Genomic DNA, 692 nt, shown 5'->3' on the forward strand with positions numbered 1-692 from the left:
CTTACTACTTCAACCGGCAAACCGTGCTCCGCCAGGTAATCGCGAAGCGCCTGGTGGAGGCAAGGGTAGGCGCAGGTGTATCTCGGGCGCTGCTCCTGGAAGAGGTCAGCACCATTGTAGCGGCAAAAATAGATCTGCTGGAAGCCGGAATTCCAGAAGCGGAGGCGCTGACCGCTCTCAAAGCGGCTCTGGTAGCCGACCCTGGCCTGGAGGAGCTGACCACTATCACTGCCGCTGTTATCGACCTCGTGGAAGAAGGGCTAAGCGTTGATGAGGCCCTGGCCAGGGTTGAGGCTGCCATCAAGGCTGACCCCACGCTGGAGAGGTTTGACGACCTGATCGAGGCTGCCGGGGAAGAGAAAGAAGAAGTGGATGAACCTGCCCAACCCGACAGGCCCCGACCCGGCGAACCTGAAACCGGCGCGACTGAAGCTCCTGACAAACCTGAAGTCGACGAACCTGAACCCGGCGCGACTGAAGCGCCTGACAAACCTGAAGTCGGCGAACCTGAAACCGGCAATGGGGCGGACACCGGAGAGAACTAACAGCCCTGGCGCCTGTCCCCGGCTTGAACGGGGATGAACGGGGATTCGCAGGAGCCATAGATACCCACGCCTGTAAGGGCGTGGGTATCTATAGAACCCCTTATACTCTTCATCTGCCTTTTTAAACTCATCGATCCTTATACGGTC

1 pseudogene is annotated in these 692 nt (G+C 58.8%); it reads left to right on the forward strand.

Annotation, left to right across the window (positions count from 1 at the left end):
• Nucleotides 1-545: pseudogene (locus HW443_RS12500) on the forward strand (hypothetical protein); the annotation flags it as partial.
• Nucleotides 546-692 lie beyond the last annotated feature (147 nt).

The organism is Candidatus Hakubella thermalkaliphila (assembly GCF_013281975.1).
Lineage (GTDB): Bacteria > Actinomycetota > Humimicrobiia > Hakubellales > Hakubellaceae > Hakubella > Hakubella thermalkaliphila.